Origin of the sequence: Rhodomicrobium sp. R_RK_3 (assembly GCF_002198715.1) — a bacterium.
In the GTDB taxonomy this organism is placed as follows: domain Bacteria; phylum Pseudomonadota; class Alphaproteobacteria; order Rhizobiales; family Rhodomicrobiaceae; genus R-RK-3.
In genome coordinates this window covers 305,703-322,383 of record NZ_MWLK01000006.1, presented here as the reverse complement: position 1 = coordinate 322,383, position 16,681 = coordinate 305,703, and the positions used below count along the sequence as shown (strand labels likewise).

The 16,681-nt window shown below is 66.3% G+C and carries 14 protein-coding genes; 9 read left to right on the top strand and 5 right to left on the bottom strand.

Going from position 1 to position 16,681, the window contains the following annotated elements:
* Nucleotides 1–13 precede the first annotated feature (13 nt).
* The 3 genes from glmS to BLEFHOIH_RS03495 all read left to right on the top strand — a co-directional run bounded on the left by glmS (nt 14) and on the right by BLEFHOIH_RS03495 (nt 3,380).
* Entirely contained in the window at nt 14–1,834 is a 1,821-nt protein-coding gene (glmS, locus tag BLEFHOIH_RS03505; RefSeq protein WP_088343093.1) for a glutamine--fructose-6-phosphate transaminase (isomerizing), read from the top strand.
* 9 nt (nt 1,835–1,843) lie between these two features.
* The gene (locus BLEFHOIH_RS03500; RefSeq protein WP_210191770.1) at nt 1,844–2,281 is read left to right on the top strand and encodes a GNAT family acetyltransferase; all 438 of its coding nucleotides are present in this window, start codon (nt 1,844–1,846) and stop codon (nt 2,279–2,281) included.
* 250 nt (nt 2,282–2,531) lie between these two features.
* Nucleotides 2,532–3,380: an SPOR domain-containing protein gene (locus BLEFHOIH_RS03495; protein WP_125461564.1), complete on the top strand. Its 849-nt coding sequence runs from the start codon at nt 2,532–2,534 to the stop codon at nt 3,378–3,380.
* A 463-nt stretch (nt 3,381–3,843) separates the two neighbouring features.
* On the opposite strand, the gene recG is transcribed toward BLEFHOIH_RS03495, so the two are convergent.
* Entirely contained in the window at nt 3,844–6,015 is a 2,172-nt protein-coding gene (gene recG, locus BLEFHOIH_RS03490) for an ATP-dependent DNA helicase RecG (protein ID WP_088343091.1), read from the bottom strand.
* A 137-nt stretch (nt 6,016–6,152) separates the two neighbouring features.
* Here recG and BLEFHOIH_RS03485 point away from each other — a divergent pair, with 137 nt between their 5' ends.
* From BLEFHOIH_RS03485 to BLEFHOIH_RS03470, 4 genes are all read left to right on the top strand, one after another.
* Nucleotides 6,153–6,410, top strand: a complete 258-nt coding sequence (locus tag BLEFHOIH_RS03485; RefSeq protein ID WP_088343090.1) for a succinate dehydrogenase assembly factor 2 — start codon at nt 6,153–6,155, stop codon at nt 6,408–6,410.
* Between the two features lie 3 nt (nt 6,411–6,413).
* Complete coding sequence (gene mfd / locus BLEFHOIH_RS03480; RefSeq protein ID WP_088343089.1) at nt 6,414–9,983, top strand: transcription-repair coupling factor; 3,570 nt, start codon at nt 6,414–6,416, stop codon at nt 9,981–9,983.
* Nucleotides 9,984–10,455: 472 nt separating this feature from the next.
* Nucleotides 10,456–10,803, top strand: a complete 348-nt coding sequence (locus BLEFHOIH_RS03475; protein ID WP_088343088.1) for a DUF952 domain-containing protein — start codon at nt 10,456–10,458, stop codon at nt 10,801–10,803.
* Complete coding sequence (locus BLEFHOIH_RS03470; RefSeq protein WP_088343087.1) at nt 10,800–11,879, top strand: quinone-dependent dihydroorotate dehydrogenase; 1,080 nt, start codon at nt 10,800–10,802, stop codon at nt 11,877–11,879. Before BLEFHOIH_RS03475 ends, BLEFHOIH_RS03470 begins: the two co-directional genes overlap by 4 nt.
* Before the next feature lie 110 nt (nt 11,880–11,989).
* Here the strand turns inward: BLEFHOIH_RS03470 and BLEFHOIH_RS03465 are convergent, their stop codons facing one another.
* Both BLEFHOIH_RS03465 and BLEFHOIH_RS03460 read right to left on the bottom strand, forming a co-directional pair.
* Complete coding sequence (locus BLEFHOIH_RS03465) at nt 11,990–13,336, bottom strand: MATE family efflux transporter (protein WP_088343086.1); 1,347 nt, start codon at nt 13,334–13,336, stop codon at nt 11,990–11,992.
* A 6-nt stretch (nt 13,337–13,342) separates the two neighbouring features.
* On the bottom strand, nt 13,343–13,633 hold the full coding sequence (locus BLEFHOIH_RS03460; protein ID WP_088343085.1) for a DUF6460 domain-containing protein: 291 nt from the start codon (nt 13,631–13,633) through the stop codon (nt 13,343–13,345).
* 373 nt (nt 13,634–14,006) lie between these two features.
* Here BLEFHOIH_RS03460 and pdeM point away from each other — a divergent pair, with 373 nt between their 5' ends.
* Nucleotides 14,007–14,744, top strand: a complete 738-nt coding sequence (gene pdeM, locus BLEFHOIH_RS03455; RefSeq protein ID WP_088343084.1) for a ligase-associated DNA damage response endonuclease PdeM — start codon at nt 14,007–14,009, stop codon at nt 14,742–14,744.
* A 15-nt stretch (nt 14,745–14,759) separates the two neighbouring features.
* Here the strand turns inward: pdeM and BLEFHOIH_RS03450 are convergent, their stop codons facing one another.
* Nucleotides 14,760–15,218 (bottom strand): GNAT family N-acetyltransferase, encoded by a 459-nt coding sequence (locus BLEFHOIH_RS03450; RefSeq protein WP_088343083.1) that lies wholly within the window; start codon nt 15,216–15,218, stop codon nt 14,760–14,762.
* Between the two features lie 19 nt (nt 15,219–15,237).
* Nucleotides 15,238–15,849: a LysE family translocator gene (locus BLEFHOIH_RS03445; protein ID WP_088343082.1), complete on the bottom strand. Its 612-nt coding sequence runs from the start codon at nt 15,847–15,849 to the stop codon at nt 15,238–15,240.
* Nucleotides 15,850–16,120: 271 nt separating this feature from the next.
* Here BLEFHOIH_RS03445 and BLEFHOIH_RS03440 point away from each other — a divergent pair, with 271 nt between their 5' ends.
* Nucleotides 16,121–16,681 (top strand): cysteine hydrolase family protein, encoded by a 561-nt coding sequence (locus tag BLEFHOIH_RS03440; protein ID WP_088343156.1) that lies wholly within the window; start codon nt 16,121–16,123, stop codon nt 16,679–16,681.

Sequence of the window (16,681 nt, the reverse complement as noted above, 5' to 3'; positions counted from 1 at the left end):
TAGGGGATATTTTATGTGTGGAATCATCGGGATTTTGGGAAACGAGCCGGTCGCGGAGCGGCTGGTCGACGCGCTGAAGCGGCTCGAATATCGCGGCTATGATTCAGCCGGCGTCGCCACCGTCGAGAACGGCGTGCTGACCCGCCGCCGCGCCGAGGGCAAGCTGCGCAATCTGGAGACCCTGCTGCTCGAAAGCCCGCTCGGCGGCACCGCCGGCATCGGCCACACGCGCTGGGCGACGCACGGCGCGCCGAGCGAGCGCAACGCCCATCCGCATATGACGGCCAAGGTCTCGGTCGTCCATAATGGCATCATCGAGAATTTCCGCGAGCTGCGCGCCGAATTGCAGGAAAGCGGCGCGGTGTTCGAGACCGAGACCGACACCGAAACCGTCGTCCATCTGCTGACCCGCGAGCTGAAGCGCGGCGCCACCCCCGAGGCGGCGGTCGCGGAAACGCTGAAGCGGCTCGAAGGCGCCTTCGCGCTCGCCATGCTGTTCTCCGGCCAGGACAATCTGATGATCGGCGCCCGGCGCGGCAGCCCGCTCGCCGTCGGCTACGGCAAGGGCGAGATGTATCTCGGCTCCGACGCCATGGCGCTCGCCCCCTTCACCGGCCGCGTCACCTATCTCGAAGAGGGCGACTGGGCCATCATCTCGCGCGCTGGCGTCCTCATCCGCGACGAGAGCGGCGCCAAGGTCGACCGCCCGATCCAGCTCACCCAGGCCAGCGCGCTCCTCGCCGACAAGGGCAATCACCGCCATTTCATGGCCAAGGAAATCCACGAGCAGCCCGACGTCATCAGCCGGACGCTCGGCCATTACGTGAATTTTGCCGAAGAGCGCGTCACCCTGCGCGGCGCCGACATCGATTTCGCCAAGCTCTCGCGGCTGACCATTTCCGCCTGCGGCACCGCCTTCTACGCCGGCCTCGTCGCCAAATACTGGTTCGAGCGCTATGCGCGGCTGCCGGTCGAGATCGACGTCGCCTCCGAATTCCGCTACCGCGAGGCCCCGCTGCCGGCCGACGGCGTCGCCTTGTTCATCTCGCAATCGGGCGAAACGGCGGACACGCTGGCCAGCCTTCGCTATTGCCGCGAGCAGAAACAGGCCATCCTCTCCATCGTCAACGTCGCCACCTCGACCATCGCGCGCGACTCAGACGTGGTGCTGCCGACGCTCGCCGGTCCCGAAATCGGCGTCGCCTCGACCAAGGCCTTCACCAGCCAGCTCACCGTGCTGGCCTGCCTCGCCATCGCCGCCGGCCGCGCCCGCGGCAGCATCGACGCCCGCCAGGAGGCCGAACTGGTGCGGGCGCTGGTCGAGCTGCCGCGCCTGATGAACGACGTGCTGCGCCGCGAGGACGAGTTCGAAAAGCTCGCCCATGTGCTCTCCCATGCCAGCGACGTGCTCTATCTGGGGCGCGGCATCCACTATCCCATCGCCCTCGAGGGCGCGCTGAAGCTGAAGGAAATCTCCTACATCCACGCCGAAGGCTACGCGGCGGGCGAGCTGAAGCACGGGCCGATCGCGCTGATCGACGAAACCGTGCCGGTCATCGTCGTCGCGCCGCGCGACGGGCTCTACGACAAGACCATCTCCAACATGCAGGAGGTGGCGGCGCGCGGCGGCCAGATCGTCCTCATCACCAGCGAGGATGCCGGCGCGCCCGGCACGCAGCTTCTTGCCGACATCCGGCTGCCCAAAGCGCACGGCTTCATCACGCCGATCCTCTACGCGCTGCCGGTGCAGCTTATCGCCTATCACACGGCGGTGCTGCTCGGCACCGATGTCGATCAGCCGCGCAATCTTGCGAAGTCGGTGACCGTCGAATAAGAAGCGGGCATGACCTCGACCGTCCTGCCCGCCATCACGCGCTTCGCCGAGACCGACCGCGCCGACCTCATCGCGCTCTGGGAGGTCTGCGGCCTGATCCGGCCCTGGAACGACCCGGACAAGGATATCGACCGCAAGCTCGGCGATGCGGCCGGGCTGTTCCTCGTCGCCCGGCAGGACGGGGTTCTGATCGGCTCGGCGATGGCGGGCTATGACGGCCATCGCGGCAGCGTCAACTACCTGGCCGTGCATCCAGACCATCGCCACACCGGGCTCGGGCGGCGGTTCATGGCCGAAATCGAGGCCGCGCTTACCGCATGGGGCTGCCCAAAAATCAATCTCATGGTGCGCCGCTCGAACACGGATGTGACGCATTTTTACGAAAAACTCGGCTATCAGCAGGACGATGTCGTCGTGCTCGGAAAGCGTCTGATTTCCGACCTGTGACCAAACTGGCGCAGCTCCGGAAAATCCGCCGACCGTGGCCGCGCGTCACCAATCTGTCGTCGCATTTCTGTGCTGATATTATTGCGGCAGAGTGTTGCAATCCTGCGGTGTTTGCGTAAGAGTTCGCTTCGCAATGGCTAGGTGTATTCGCATTCGGCAGTTCCTTTCGGTGTTGCTCCTGGGCATGGCCGCGTCCGTCGCGATTGCCCGGGCCGACAGCGCCACGTCCGCTTTGACAGAAGCCGCCAAGATGATCGAGAAGGGTGTGCCGGTTAAGGCCATCGAGATCATCAACCAGACCTTGAAATCCGGCGAACTGCCGCCCGAACTCGCGGCCAAGGCGCTGCTGATGCGCGCCCAGGCGCAGGAGAAGGTCGGCAAGCAAGCTTACGCCCTGGCCGATTACAATCAGGCGCTCTGGATGCAGGGCCTGTCGGCGAATGACAAGGCCCTGGCCGAGAAAGGCCGCGACCGCGTGCTCGGCAAGCTCGGCGTCAACACCAAGACCGTGGAAGCCGCGCCCGCACCGGCCCCGGCTGCCGCCGAACCGGCCGGGGGCAAGCCGCGCGCCGCCCAGACCTGGGATACCGATGTGCAGACGACGCCATCCGAGCAGCGCACGGGCGGCATCGGCAGCATCTTCAGCGGCATTTTCGGATCGTCCGACTCCAAGGCGGCGGAAGTGAAACCGCAGCCCGAGCAGCAGCGGGCAAGGCCCGCCGCCTCGGCGCCTCCGACCGCCGCCCCGGTTCAGCGCGCCGCGCGCCCGCAGGCTCCGGCCAACCAGCCGCCGCCCAAGATCATCGCCACCGTCGACACGGCGGGTGCCGCTCCGGCGCGAGCCGATGCGGGCGGCAATTTCGCCATCCAATTCGCCGCGCTCCTGTCCGAGGACGGCGCCATTTCCGAGGTCAACCGCATCGCCAAGCGCTATGGCGGCGATCTCGGCGGCCGTTCGGCATCGGTGAAGATCGCCGAGACCGCCGATGGCGGCACGCTCTACAAGGTGATCGCCGCGCCGTATAACCGCAGCGAAGGCACCGCCATCTGCGAACTGCTGAAGACCAAAGGCGTCGCCTGCATGCTGATCACGAAGTGATCGGCGGCCGCTGACTTCACGGCGCTGGCTGCTCCTCTTTTGTCGCCCCGGCCACCGAGCCGGGGCCCATTGTCATCTCGTCGGATTCATCCTGATTGGTAAGGGGATTGGGCCCCGGCTCGCCGGCTTCGCGCCGTCCGGGGCGACGATGGGGGGAGGCCGCTCACCGGCGCGGTTCCCGCGCCCTCAAGCTGCGGCAAGGCGCTGTGCGTTGCTGCTTGCAACCGGATGCTCCCGCGCCGGGTTCGATGCGCTTCGTGCCGGTCAAGGCGACACCCCGCTTGTCATCCCCGCGAAAGCTGGGATCCAGTAAAGGGCAAATCCAGCCGTGGGACACTGCTGAAACACGACCGCTGCGGCGTAATGGATTCCCGCTTTCGCGGGAATGACGAGCGGAGTGTGGGGCTACCGTAAGGATGATAGTGAGCGCACTATGGCCATGCCTTCAATGGCGGGCTCTCCGTCAGCCTGCCCGCAGCAGCCTGATCGCCTCGTCGCGCTCGAACAGATAGAGGCAAATCCGCGCCGCCTTGCCTTGCTCCGAGGTCAAGTCCGGATCGCGCGCGAGCAGGTATTTCGTCTGGTCGCGCGCGGCTTGCAGCAAATCCTCGTCGAAGGGCAGATTCGCCACCCGGAACCCCGGATCGCCGGACTGCTTGGTGCCGAGAATCTCGCCGCCGCCGCGCAGCCTCAAATCCTCCTCGGCGATGCGGAAGCCGTCTTCGGTCTGGCGCAGGATGTCGATGCGCGCATGGGCGGTCTCGGTCAGCGGGGTGTTGTACAAGAGGATGCATGAGCTTTGCGCCGCGCCGCGCCCGACCCGTCCGCGCAACTGATGCAACTGCGCGAGGCCGAACCGCTCGGCATGTTCGATCACCATGATCGTCGCGGCGGGCACGTTGACGCCGACCTCGATCACCGTCGTCGCCACCAGAATCCGGAGCCGCCCTTCCGCGAACTCCTTCATCACCGCGTCCTTCTCAGCGCCCTTGGTGCGCCCATGCACCAGCCCGACCGTGTCGCCGAAATACTGGCGCAGATGCGCGGCGCGCTCCTCGGCGGCGGCGAGGTCGACCTTGGCCGATGTCTCGACCAGCGGACACACCCAGTAAATCTGCGCCCCCTCCTGCCGCGCCCGGCCGATGCCGCCGATCACCTCCTCAAGCCGGTCGATCGGCACGGCGCGGGTGAGGATCGGCTTGCGCCCCGCCGGCTTCTCGGTGAGCTTCGAGACGTCCATATCGCCGTAATGGGTCATTTGCAGCGTGCGCGGGATCGGCGTCGCGGTCATCACCAGGATGTCGGTGCCGCCGTTCTTGCCCTTGGCCTGCAAGGCAAAGCGCTGATGCACCCCGAAACGATGCTGCTCGTCGATGATCGCCAGCGCCAGATCGGCAAAGGCCACATCCGGCTGGAACAGCGCATGGGTGCCGATGGCGATGTCGATCTCGCCGCCGGCCAGCGCCTCGAGCAGCCGCGCCCGGGTCTTGCCCTTCTCGCGGCCTGTAAGCAGCGCCGCGCGCAGGCCCGCCGCCTCGGCGAGCGGCGCGATGGTCTCCAGATGCTGGCGCGCCAGAATTTCCGTCGGCGCCATCATCGCGGCCTGCGCCCCGGCCTCGACCGCCCGCGCCATCGCCATCAGCCCGACGACGGTCTTGCCGCTGCCGACATCGCCCTGCAGCAGCCGCAGCATCCGGCGGGGCGCGCCCATATCGTCGCCGATCTCCGACAGGGCGACCTGTTGCGAGCGGGTCAGCGTGAAGGGCAGGGCGGCGGTGATCCTCGCTGCGATCCGCCCGTCGCCCACGACCGAGCGGCCATTGGTGCGCCGGAAGCGCCGCCTGAGCAGCGCCAGCGCCAATTGCCCGGCAAACAGCTCATCGCAGGCGAGCCGCATCCTGGCGAGCGCGTTCAGCTCCATCTCGGCCTCGCCGCCCGGCCGGTGCAGCGCCCTGAGCGAGGCACCGAAAGCCGGCCACTCGCGCGACGCGATCAGCTTGCGGTCGAGCCATTCCGGCATTTCCGGTAGCCGCGCCAGCGACTGCGTGAAAATCTTGTAGAGAAACTTCTGCGTCACCCCTTGCGACAGCGGGTAGACGGGTTCGAGCTCCGGCAGCTTGTCCCGCTGCTCCTCCGGCAATATATAGTCGGGATGGGGCATCTGCAGTTTCTGGCCGTAGCGCTCGATGCGGCCAGACAAAATCCGTATCTCGCCGACCGGAAGCTGCCGCTCGATATAGGCGCGCTCGGTGTGGAAGAAGATCAGCTCGATCTCGCCGGTCTCATCCTCGCAGATCACGCGGTAAGGCGCCCGGCTGTTGCGCGGCGGCGAAGGAAAATGCTTCTTTACCCGCACCCGCAAGGTGGCGAGCTGGCCCTGCAGCGTCTCCTCGATCGAGGGCTCGGCGCGCCGGTCGGTCAGGCCGGAGGGCAGATGCCAGAGCAAGTCGATGATGCGCGCACCGCCGCCGCCGGGCGCGTCGAGCAGCTTGCCGAGCAAGGCGGCATAGCGCGGCCCCACGCCTTCGAGGCTTCCGACATCCGCGAAAAGCGGGTTCAGAAGCGCTGGGCGCGTGCCGCTTTTTTCCCCGGCCGGCGGGTCGTCTTGAACGTCTTGCTGGTATTCCACGACCATTTAGATATGGCTGCACGGACAATATCGCTAGCTGACACCGCCCTCAGAGCGCGCTATATCACGGCGAGGGATCGTCCGGCCATAGCGGCGCGTTCATCAGGCGGGACATCCACAAGCCTCTTCAAGCGCATCAGGGCATGACGGGTACGGATAGCCGGATCAAGCGCGCATTCTATCGCGCCCAGCATCGCGGCACGAAGGAATTGGACTTCATTCTCGGGCGCTTCGCACATGCGGAGCTCGCCGGCTTCGACGCTGCCGAATTGACGGCTTTCGAGGAGCTTTTGGCATTGCCCGACCCGCAAATCGATCTTTGGATCAAGGGCGATGCGGCGCCGCCGGGCGTTCAGCCGATGATCGCGCGCATCAGGCGGTTCCATCGCCTCGAAAGCTGAGACATGTTGAGCAATCCAGACGACCAAGCGAAGCCGAAGCAGGACGCCGCGCCGCGTTCCTCCGTCGCCATTGCCGCCTTGGTGGCGCAGGAGAAGCCGCTGGTCGCCGCCGGCGTGCCGGAAGGTTTTGATGCCTATCTGATCGCCCGCATGGCCGCCATGGCCCACAAGGAGACCGCGACGCCGGTCGCCGTGCTGCATGTCGCGCGCGACGACCAGCGCGCCGAGACCTTGCGCGAGCAGCTCCGCTTCTTCGCCCCCGGCGCCGATGTGCTGAATTTCCCGGCCTGGGATACGGTGCCTTACGACCGGGTTTCCCCGCATACGGAAATCTCCAGCCGCCGCATCGCGACGCTTGCCCAGCTTGCGCGGCTGAAGACGCCGAAGCGCCCGGTCATCCTCATCACCACCGTGAACGCCGCCTTGCAGCGCGTGCCGCCGCGCGAGGCGATGAAGAAGGCCCTCATCAAGCTGACGACCGGCATGGCCATCGACATGAGCAGCATCGGGCGGCGGCTCGAGCGCTGGGGCTATCGCCGCACCGGCACTGTCATGGAGCCGGGCGAATACGCCATGCGTGGCGGCATCCTCGACCTGTTCCCGCCGGCGAACACCCGTCCCGCCCGCCTCGATTTCTTCGGCGACACGCTGGAGGCGATCCGCTTCTTCGATCCGGTTTCGCAGCGCACCCAGGCCGCCAAGCAGCAGCTCATCCTGATGCCGGCGAGCGAACTGCCGACCGGCCCGGACGTCATCCGCCGCTTCCGCGAGCGCTATCTGGAGCTGTTCGGCGGCGCGACGAGCGACGACCCGCTCTATGAGGCCATCTCCTCCGGCATCGCCTATGCCGGTGCGGAGCATTGGCTGCCGCTGTTCTACGACCAGCTCGAAACCGTCTTCGACTACGTGCCCGACGCGGTGATCTCCTTCGATCATCTGGCAAAAGAGGCGCGCGCCGAGCGCATCGAGCAGATCGAGGACCATTATGAAGCGCGCAAGATGGCGCTGGAACAGGCCTCTTTCGGCACGCCGCCTTACAAGCCGGTGCCGCCCAAGCTGATGTTCCTCGGCGAGTCCGATTGGAACGCGGCGCTGGAAGGCCGCAAGCTGCGCATGTTCTCGCCGTTCGAGGACCTCGACGGCGTTCCGGGCGTCGCCAGCCTGCATTTCGGCGCCAAGCTCGGCCGCAATTTCGCGCTGGAGCGCGCCGAACAGGCCGAAAAGCTGTTCGACGCGGTGAACTCCCACATCGCCCGGCTACAAGCGGCCGGCAAGCGCGTCATCGTCGCCGGCTGGACGGCGGGCGCGCGCGAACGGCTCGGCTCGATGCTCGGCACGCATGGGCTGAAGGCCATGGAGCCCGTCGACAGCTTCGCCGAAGCCGCCAAGCTCAGCCGCGACACCGCCGCCTTCGCCGTGCTCGGCCTCGAAAGCGGCTTCGAGACCCCCGACCTCGCCATCATCGGCGAGCAGGACATTCTGGGCGACCGCCTCGTGCGCCGCCGCAAGGCCCGCAAGGGCAGCGACGTGCTCAGCGAAGCCTCCGCCCTCGCCCCCGGCGACCTCGTGGTCCACGCCGACCACGGCATCGGCCGCTTCCTCGGGCTGCAAGCCATCACGGCGGCCGGCGCGCCGCATGACTGCCTCGAGCTCGAATATCACGGCGGCGACAAGCTGTTCCTGCCGGTCGAGAATATCGACCTGCTCACCCGCTACGGCTCCGACGATTCCAATGCCCAGCTCGACCGCCTCGGCGGCGCGGCGTGGCAGGCCCGCAAGGCGCGGCTGAAGAAGCGCATCCGCGACATCGCCGACGCGCTCATCAAAGTCGCCGCCGAGCGCGAGCTGAAGGAAGCGCCCGCTCTGCCGCAGCCCGCGGGCGCCTATGACGAATTCGTCGCGCTCTTCCCCTACGAGGAGACCGACGACCAGCTCTCCAGCATCGAGGCCGTCATCGAGGATCTCGGACGCGGCCGCCCGATGGACCGGCTGATCTGCGGCGATGTCGGCTTCGGCAAGACGGAAGTCGCTTTGCGCGCCGCCTTCATCGCCGTGATGGCGGGCAAGCAGGTCGCCGTCGTCGTGCCGACCACCTTGCTCGCGCGCCAGCACTACAAAACCTTTACCGAGCGGTTCAAGGGCCTGCCCGTGCGCATCGACCACGCCTCGCGGCTGGTCACGTCGAAGGACCTGGCGACCATGCGCGAGGGCATCAAATCCGGCCAGACCGACATCGTCGTCGGCACCCATGCGCTCTTGGCGAAAAGCGTCGAATTCGCCGATCTGGGCCTGCTCATCATCGATGAGGAGCAGCATTTCGGCGTGGCGCATAAGGAGCGGCTGAAGCAGCTCAAATCCGACGTGCATGTGCTGACGCTGACCGCGACGCCGATCCCGCGCACCCTGCAACTGGCGCTGACCGGCGTGCGCGAAATGTCCGTCATCGCGACGCCGCCGGTCGACCGGCTCGCCGTGCGCACCTTCATCACGCCCTTCGATCCCGTCACCTTGCGCGAGGCGCTGCTGCGCGAGCGCTATCGCGGCGGCCAGACTTTTTACGTCTGCCCGCGCATTTCCGACCTTGACGAGATCGCCGCCTTCCTGCGCGAACACGTGCCCGAGCTGAAATTCACCATCGCGCATGGCCAGATGCCGCCGAGCCAGCTCGAAGACGTGATGACCGCCTTCTATGACCGCAAGTTCGATGTGCTGCTGTCGACCACCATCGTCGAATCCGGCCTCGACATCCCGACCGCCAACACGCTGATCGTCCACCGCGCCGATATGTTCGGCCTCGGCCAGCTCTACCAGCTTCGCGGCCGGGTCGGCCGGGCCAAGACGCGCGCCTATGCGCTGTTCACCATCCCGCCGAACCAGAAACTGACGCCCACCGCCGAGAAGCGGCTGAAGGTGCTGCATTCGCTCGACAGCCTCGGTGCGGGCTTCAGCCTCGCCAGCCACGATCTCGACATTCGCGGCGCGGGCAATCTCTTGGGCGAGGAGCAGTCGGGGCACATCCGCGAAGTCGGCTTCGAGCTATACCAGCAGATGCTGGAGGAAGCGGTTGCCTCCTTGCGCGAAGGCGGCATCGAGGAGCGCGCCGAGCAATGGTCGCCGCAGATCAATGTCGGCAGCGCGGTGCTGATCCCGGAGAGCTATGTCACCGATCTCCAGGCGCGGCTGGGGCTGTACCGGCGTCTGTCGGCGGTCACCGAGCGCGAGGAAATCGAAAATTTCGCCGCCGAGATGGTGGATCGGTTCGGGCCGCTGCCCGCCGAGGTCCGGCATCTGCTGGCGGTGGTGCAGATCAAGGGCTATTGCCGCAAGGCCGGCATTTCCCAGGTCGAGGCCGGGCCGAAGGGCGCGGTGATCAGTTTCCGTGGCAATAATTTCGCCAATCCGGCGGGGCTCGTGACCTTCATCAACGAGAACAAAACCGCCGTGAAGATGCAGCAGGACCATAAGCTGGTGTTCAAGGCGGACTGGCCGGACGCGGATGAGCGGCTGAAGGGGGCAAGGAATTTGGTGCGGCGCCTCGCCGAGCTGGCGGGCGATGTGAAGGCGGCGGCTTGAACGGGCACCCGGTTCCCTGCGTCCTCTGCCGTCGTCCCGGACACCGCGAAGCGGTGAGCCGGGCCCCAATCATCGATCGGCGGGCACTGCGGCAAGAGGAGAGGCGAGTAGGCCCCGGCTCTGACGGCCGGGGCGACGGACGAGAGGGTTTTTCGTTGATCCAGAGCGAGGCGGTGCAATGACCCTCATTTTCAAAGCGCGCGGCCTTGACGAGGGCGGAACCTGGTACGGCGTGTTGCCGAACTGGCAAGTGTTGTGAAGCGGCGGCTTGAGGTGCGGTGGAGCGAGGGGCTTACCCCTCACCCGGCCGCCTGCCGGCGTCCGCCCTCTCCCTCAAGGGGAGAGGGCTAAGCCGATGTGGGGCGACGCACAGTTTACCGCTGGCTTCCTTGCCCTCTCCCCTCGAGGGAGAGGGCGGGCGCGAAGCGACCGGGTGAGGGGGCTTTTTGTTGATCCAGCGCGAGGCGGTGCAATGACCCTCATCTTCAAACTCTGCGGCAGGGACGAGTGGCGCGCCGCCGAAGCCGCCGGCGTCTATGCCGGCTCGGCCGACGATCTCCGCGACGGCTTCATCCATTTCTCCAGCGCCGCGCAGCTCCCCGGCACGCTCGCCAAATATTTCGCCGGGCGCGACGATCTCGTGCTGGTCGCGGTCGATGCCGACCGGCTCGGCGGCGGGCTGAAATGGGAGGCCTCGCGCGGCGGCGCGCTGTTCCCGCATTTCTACGGCGCCTTTCCGGTCGCCTCGGCGCTTTGGGCGCATGAGTTGCCGCTCGGCGATGGCGGCCAGCCCATCCTCCCCGCCGAGGCGAGACCGTGATCGGCCGCTTCATCGATCTTGCCCAATCGGGCCTGTTGTTCCTCGATCCGGAGCGCGCGCATGAGCTGACCTTGCGCGCGCTCGAACGCGGGGTTTTCCCGCGCGGGCAGGCCGACGATCCGAGGCTAGCGCAAGCGCTATGGGGTCTCAAATTCCCGAACCCGCTCGGCATGGCGGCAGGCTTCGACAAGGACGCGCGCGTGCCCGGCGCGCTTTTGGCGATGGGTTTCGGCTTCACCGAAATCGGCACGGTGACGCCGCGTCCGCAGAAGGGCAATCCGCGCCCGCGCGTCTTCCGCCTGATCCGCGAGCGCGGCGTCATCAACCGGCTCGGCTTCAACAGCGGCGGCCATGCGGCGGCGATGGCGCGGCTGGCGACCCGGCCGGCTGGCGTTGTCGGCGTCAATATCGGGGCGAACAAGGACAGCGCCGAGCCGATCGAGGATTTTGCCGCCGGGCTTGCCGTGTTCTACAGCGCTGCCGACTACTTCACCGTCAACATCTCCTCGCCCAACACGCCCGGCCTGCGCGATTTGCAAGCGCCGGACCGTCTCGACGCGCTGCTCACCCGGCTGATGCGCGAGCGCGAGACGCTGACCGCCGGGAAGCCGCGCCGTCCGATCCTGGTCAAGCTCGCGCCCGATATCCATGACGATGATCTGCCGCCGGTCGTCGCCTGCCTGATGGCGCATCGGGTCGACGGCATCATCCTCACCAATACCACGATCTCACGCGCCGAAATCCCCCGCGCGTCCTATCGGGCCGAGGCGGGCGGCCTGTCCGGACGGCCGCTGTTCCAGCGCGCGACGCGAGTGCTGGCCAAGGTGCATCTGCTGACCGAAGGCAGGGTGCCGCTGATCGGAGTCGGCGGGGTGGATTCGGGCGAGGCGGCGCTGGCCAAGATCCGCGCCGGAGCGTCGCTGGTCCAGCTTTATACGGGGATGATCTATGAAGGCGGCGGGCTGATCGGCGGGATCAAGCAGCGGCTGATCGCGGCGATGGAGCAGGCGGGCGCCGCGAGTCTCGATCCGCTCAGAGGCCAGGACGCCGAGCGCTGGGCCGCGCTTGAATTGTGAGCGCCGCGTCACTTCCCTTGTCATTCCCGCGAAAGCGGGAATCCAGCCGGGTCCACGGCAGGCCCCTCAAGGATGCTGGATTCCCGCTTTCGCGGGAATGACAAGGAGGGTCAAGGGCGCGGGCCGAACGATGCCCGCTCCAGCGCCGGATAATACGCCCCCAGCGTCAGCGCCCGCGCGATGAAGAACACGATGATCGACGCCCACAGGCCGTGATTGCCATAGGCAGGCGTCAGCAGAGCCCACGCCGCCAGGAATAGCGCCAAACTCACCAGCATCATGTTGCGCATGTCCCGTGTCCGGGTTGCGCCGATGAAGATGCCGTCGAGCTGGAAGCAGGCGACGCCCGCGACCGGCGCCGCGACCGCCCAGGGCAGATAGAGCCGCGCCGTCTCGCGCACCTCCGCATTCGTCGTCATCGCGTCGATGATCGCGCCGCCGCCGAGGAGAAATCCGGCGCTTACCACCAAACTCACCCCCGCCGCCCAGACCGAAGACAGCCTGATCGCCCGCAGGAACGCCGCGCGCTGGCCGGCCCCGATCGCGCGCCCCGTCAGGACCTCCGTGGCGAAGGCGAAGCCGTCGAGCAGGTAGGAGGAAACATTGAGGAAATTCAACAGGATGGCATTGGACGCGAGGATGATCTCGCCGGCTTTCGCGGCCTGCGCGGTGAAGAAGGTGAAGGCGAAAAGCAGGCAGAGCGTCCGCACCATCAGGTCGGAATTGACCGCCAGCACCCGCATCAGGCCGGAGGTCCGGAGCGCCGCGCGCCAGTCGATCGGCGCGGCGCGGCGGCGCAATTCGCGGGCGGCGATGACAGCGCCGAGCACCGCCGCCATCGCCTCGGCGATGACTGTGCCGATGGCGACGCCCGCCACGCCCCAGCCGAGCCAGGAAACGAAGGCGATGTTCAGCGCCACATTCGCCCCGTTCAGCACCACCTGCAGAACGAGCGCCGTCCGCGTCTGGCCGAGACCGATGAACCAGCCGAGAAATGCGTAATTGGCCAGCGCGAACGGTGCGCTCCAGATGCGGATGGCGAAATAAGTCTGTGCCTCCGCTTCGACCGCCTGCGTCGCATCGAGCAGGGAGAAGGACAGCCAGTCGAGCGGCGCTTGCAGCAGCAGCAGCGACGTCCCCGCGCCCCCGGCCAGCAGCAGCGCGCGGGCGAGATTGACGCTGACCTCGGCCTGGTCGCCCGCGCCGTCGGCCTGGGCGGTGAGGCCGGTCGTGCCCATGCGCAGGAAGCCGAAGGCCCAGAACAGCAGCGTGAAGATGGTCGCTCCGAGCGCCACCGCGCCGATCAGATAGGCCTCACCCAACTGGCCGATGACGGCGGTGTTGGTGAGGCCGAGCAGCGGCGTGGTGATGTTGGAGAGGATGATCGGCAGGCTGATCGCCAGCACGCGCGCATAGGTCAGCGGCGCCGGGCCGCCTCGCTCGGTCGCGGCATCCATCAGCGGTCAGGAACGCGGTTTGGCATCGCCCTTATCGGTGTCGCCGGCGACGAATTTCAGGAAGCGCAGGATCAGCCACACCGGGATGACGATGACCGCGCCGAGCAGGAACCAGTTGAAGGCCGTCTCCACCCACTCGAAACCGAAATTGGCGATTCGGTGGATGAGGTCCGGGATGATGGACAAGAGGTCGCGCGGGTTGAAGCCGGCCGCGCTCAGCGCGATGCCGGTGATGGTCGAGATGATGATGAGCCGCACGAAGACCGCAAGCGGACTGCCGCCAAGAAACCGTTCCATAATCCACCCAAGCGCTGTGCCGACGAGCCGAAGCCAATGGAGTCTTTTCGGCGGAATCCGCCGCGCGGTCAATCGCCGCTTCGTCGGCGCCGGGGACGTTCCGGCTGCGGTGATTTGCGCGGGATATTCCGGCCTGATAAGATTCCCAACGTGCCAAATATGCCGCAAGCCGGCCCGAACGAATTAGGCACAAAGATGGCAGAAACGGCGAAGCGCCCGCAATAATTCGCTTCCCTTGGGACTTTTTCGTAACACAAACCGCCGCGAATCAGTCATAAATTCACGCATAATGTTACCAGGCCCGCCTTTAGTCCCTAGATTCGTTGCGGGCCGCTGCCTGACCGACTGCAGCAGTTAAGGGGCTTTGAGATCCATGCATAGCGCAGTCTATCTGCGAACCGTTGACGAGACCGCTCTCGACACCGGCTCGTGCCGCGTCCTGCTTTGCGGCAAATCCTTCATCGCCGATCGCACCGGCGCCCTCTATTGGCCAGCCGAAAAAACGTTGATCGTCTCCGACCTCCACCTCGAAAAAGGCTCTTATTTGTCCGAGGACGGCGTCGTGTTGCCGCCTTACGATACGGGCTCGTCCTTCGAAAAATTGGAAGAGGCGCTCGACCGCTTCGATCCGCACCGCGTCATCGCGCTGGGCGACAGCTTTTGCGGCGACAGCGACGTGCGCCTGACCGCTCATGACGGCGACTGGCTGTTCGACCTGATGGAAGACCGCGAATGGTTCTGGGTCAGCGGCCCGGATCAGGCCGAGGTGCCGGAAATGTTCGGCGGCACGGTCGTTCCGCATCTGACCGTCGGCGGAATCAAATTCCGCTATGAGCCGGTGAAGGCGCCCGTCAGCCACGAGATCGCGGGCCGGATGCACCCCGTCGCGCAGATCTCCGAATATGGCCATCTGATGCGCGGCCGCTGCTTCGTTTCGAACGGCAGCCGGCTGATTCTGCCGTCGATGGGTGCCTATTCGGCCGGCTCGAACGTGCTCGGCTCGGCTTTCGACCCGCTGCTCGGCCATGAAGGGCTGTTCGTCTGGTCGATCCATGCCGGCCGCGTCAGCCAGGTCGCCTCGGGTCAGTTGCTGGAAGAGATGGCCGCTTAACTTTGCCTGCGCCGGTCACGCGAGATCGAGATGCAGGAACTGGTTGAATTCCGTTGGAACGTAATCGCCGAACGGGCTTCCATCCAGGAAGCCGCGCCGGCGGTATAGGGCGAGGGCCGGTTCGAAGGCGGGCCCTGAGCCGGTTTCCAAGCTGACGCGGCGATAGCCCCGCGATTTTGCAACGGCGAGCAAGTGATCGAGCATCGCCGTAGCAATGCCCCGGCGCAGATGCGCCGGGTCGGTCCGCATCGACTTGATTTCCCCGGATAGAGCATCGAGCTCCTTTAGCGCGCCCATGGCGAGCAGCGTTTCGCCCTCCCAAGCCGCGTAGAAGCTGATGCTGGGCGCCTTGAGACCAGACAAGTCGAGCGCATAGACGCTTCCGGGCGGCGAACTCGCGTGCATTCCACCAAGATGCAGGTGCAGCAAGGCCTTAAGCCGAAGGTCGTCGAAGTCAGCGGGGATGATCATCATGGGCCGTCGCCACATCCTCCTATCGCGCCGCGATCGCAGCAGCGGCTCCCGCCATCATACCCGCACCGCAGCGATTTGCGAGACGTATGGCGCTCGGGCTGCGCAGGTAGCGCCGGGCGCGGGCCGCCATCGCCACCCAGATGATATCGACGGCCATCAGAACCAGGATCAGGGTCGCGGTGAGTTCCGCCCAGCCGAGCATGGTTAGGCGCGTCAGGTCGATGATCGAAGGCACCAGCGCCATGTAAAACAGCATGACCTTCGGATTGCCGAGCGTGATGGCGAGGCCTGCGGCGAACATTTTTGCGGCGGAGCGGCGCTCGGGGACGCTGCCTTCATCCAGATGGGACGGCGCATTCCACATGCGCCAGGCGAGATACGCAAGATAGGCGACGCCGAGCCATTTGATGGCGAGGAAGATAAGGTGGAAGGACTGCGCCACGGTGCTCATGCCCCAGACCGCCAGCGACAACCAGATCGCCTCGCCGATCCACATCGCGGCCAGGAACGGCAGCACGTCGCGATGGCCGCGCGCCAGAACGCGGGCGACGAGCGCGGCGACGCTCGGCCCGGGCGACCCGGCGGAGACGAACAGCGCGCCTGCGAAAATAAGCAGCGACGATAGCTCCATGGGGTGTTCCAATTCGATGGTTGTGACGAAAGCGGCGCCGGTACAGGAGGTTTACAATGGATCGCGGATCTGCGTCGACTTCTCCGATGCCATACTCCGTTGCCCCGGCCGACAGAACGGGGGCCCAATGCCGAACCGGCAAACGCTGCGGCAAGCGGCGATGCGAATAGGCTCTGACGGCCTGGGCGACTAGCAGGGCGGCAGGCTAACAAAAGCTTGCCGCGATCACATGCTATGACATGCGCCGCCCGACCCACCGATGGAGAAGCCCTTGGCCACCGCGCTTATCATCGTCGACGTCCAGAACGGTGTACTTGACTATTCGGGCTCGCGCGAACGGCAGCCGCTCATCGTGAAGGCGCAGACGGAGATGGTGCTGCGGCTGAAGAAGGTCCTGTCGCGGGCGCGGGGCACTGGCGTCCCGGTCATTTTCGTGCAGCACAATGAGGGGCCGGGCGAACCGCTCGAGACGAACAGCCCAGGCTGGCCGATCCGCGAGGAGGTGGCGCCCCTATCCGGGGAATCGGTCGTGCAGAAGTCGAGCCCGGACGCCTTCCACGACACGGATCTTCATGACCGGCTCCAGGCCGCCCGGATCGGCCATCTCGTCATCGGTGGAAATTCCACTCAGTTCTGCATCGACACGACCTGCCGCCGCGCCGTCGGCCTCGGCTACGACGTTACCTTGCTGGCCGATTGTCACATGACCGGCGACTGGGGCGACCTGCGCTTCGACCAGATCATCGCCCACCACAATGCGACACTGAACGGCTTTGCGGCCGGCGTGCGGCGGATCGCGGTGACTGCATCAGCGGACGTGCTGGCGGATTAA